This is a genomic window from Amycolatopsis minnesotensis, from assembly GCF_039529815.1.
GTDB lineage: Bacteria > Actinomycetota > Actinomycetes > Mycobacteriales > Pseudonocardiaceae > Amycolatopsis > Amycolatopsis minnesotensis.
This window is the reverse complement of the sequence record NZ_BAAANN010000108.1, coordinates 1-2,169: the sequence shown is the minus strand read 5'-3', so window position 1 is coordinate 2,169 and position 2,169 is coordinate 1. Positions and strand designations below refer to the sequence as shown.

Annotated in this window: 1 protein-coding gene; it reads right to left on the bottom strand. The window is 72.0% G+C overall.

Features of this window, described 5'->3' with window-relative positions:
* A partial coding sequence (locus tag ABD256_RS43990; protein WP_344432352.1) for a type I polyketide synthase occupies positions 1-2,169 on the bottom strand: 2,169 nt, incomplete at both ends.

Below are 2,169 nucleotides of genomic sequence, written 5' to 3'. Positions count from 1 at the left end.
CACCGGCTGCACCACATCCACCCGGTCCAGCCCCGGCGCACCCTCGACCCCGGTGAGCACCTCGGTCAGCGACCAGTCCACAAACGACGCCAACGCCACCTCACAGTCCCTAATGGACTCCGCGAACACCGGCGAAGACGCCAGCAACCCCGTCGCCATACCCGCCCACTGCGAACCCTGACCGGGGAACACGAACACCGTCCTGCCGCGAACTCGCGCGACCCCGGAAACGGTCTCGGTCAGCTCTCCGCCCGCGATCGATTCCAGTCCGGCGACGAGGTCCGCGCGGCCGGCGCCCACCACCACGGCGCGGTGGTCGAACCGGGCCCGCCGGGTGCCGAGGAACCGCGCCACCCCGGCCACGTCCGCCGCACCGGTCAGCACGGGCAGCAGCGCGGCCGCCTGCTTCGTCAACGCCTGCGGGTCCCGTGCCGACAGCGGCACCAGGACCGGGCCGGTCGGCTCGGAAACCTCGGGCTCGGGCTCGACGGGGGCCTGCTCCAGGATCACGTGCGAGTTGGTGCCCGAGATCCCGAACGCCGACACGCCCGCCCGGCGGGCACGACCCGTTTCCGGCCATTCACGCGCCTCGGTGAGCAGCCGCACGTCACCGGCGGACCAGTCCACATGCGACGACGGTGCGTCCACGTGCAACGTCGCGGCCAGCACCCCGCGCCGCAACGACTCCACCATCTTGATCAGCCCGGCCATGCCCGCGGCGGCCTGCGTGTGCCCGATGTTCGACTTGATCGAGCCCAGCCACAGCGGCCGGTCCCGGTCCTGGCCGTACGTCGCGAGCAACGCCTGCGCCTCGATCGGGTCGCCCAGTTTCGTGCCCGTCCCGTGCGCCTCGACAGCGTCCACATCGGACACGGTGAGCCCGGCGTCCGCCAAGGCCGCACGGATCACCCGCTGCTGCGACGGACCGTTCGGCGCCGTCAAACCATTCGACGCGCCGTCGGAGTTCACCGCCGAACCCCGCACGATCGCGAACACCCGGTGCCCGTTGGCGCGGGCGTCGGACAGCCGCTCCAGTACGACCGTGCCCGCGCCTTCGGCCCAGCCGGTGCCGTCGGCGGCCTCCGCGAACGCCTTGCACCGGCCGTTGCTCGACGAAGCGCTCTGCCGGTCGAACTCGCCGTACAGCGCCGGGGTCGCCATGATCGCGGCGCCGCCGACCAGTGCCATCGAGCACTCGCCGTGCCGCAGCGCCTTCGCGGCGAGGTGCAGGGACACCAGCGAGGACGAGCACGCCGTGTCCACCGACACCGACGGCCCTTCGAGGCCGAGGAAGTAGGAGATCCGGCCCGAGGCCACGCTCGGGCTGGTGCCGGTGACCACGAAGCCCTGCGAACCTTCGTCGAGCCCCGAAGTCCCCCGCTGGTAGGCGGAGTAGGACACGCCGAGGTACACCCCGGTGTCGCTCTTGCGCAGCCCGCGCGGGTCGATGCCGGCGCGTTCCAGCGCTTCCCACGAGGTTTCCAGGAGGATCCGCTGTTCGGGGTCCATCGCGACCGCTTCCTTCGGTGAGATCCCGAAGAAGTCGGCGTCGAAGTTCGCGGCGTCGTAGATGAAGCCGCCGACCCGATCCGATACCGCCCAGCCGCGGTCGGCCGGGAACGGGCCGAGCACGTCCGAGCCCGATTCGACCAGGCCCCACAGGTCTTCCGGCGCGGTGACCCCGCCGGGGAACCGGCAGGCCATGCCCACGATCACGACCGGGTCGTCCTCCGCGACGTCCCGCACGGCAACCGGTGCGGTGACCGGTGCCGGTGCCAGCTCGCCGATCAGGAACTCGGCGAGGGGCTCCACTCCGGGGTAGTCGAAGACGAGCGTCGAAGGCAGCCTGCGGCCGAACAGGCCCGCGAGGCGGTTGCGCAGTTCGACCGCGGTCAGCGAGTCGAAGCCGAGTTCCTTGAAGGTCCGGCGGAGGTCGACGTCCTTTCCGGACTCGAAGCCGAGCACCGCGGCGACCTCGCCCCGGATGGCGTCGGCCGCGAGCGGGAGTCGCTCCGCCGCCGGTGCCGAAGACAGCCGGTCCACGAACGCTTCCGCGGGTTTGGCGGTGGCTCGGGCGGGGACGAGTGCGCGGTAGATCGGGGGCAGGCTCGCCCCGCGACCGCGCAGCGCGGGCAGGTTCAGGCGGGTCGCGAAGATCAACGACGTGCC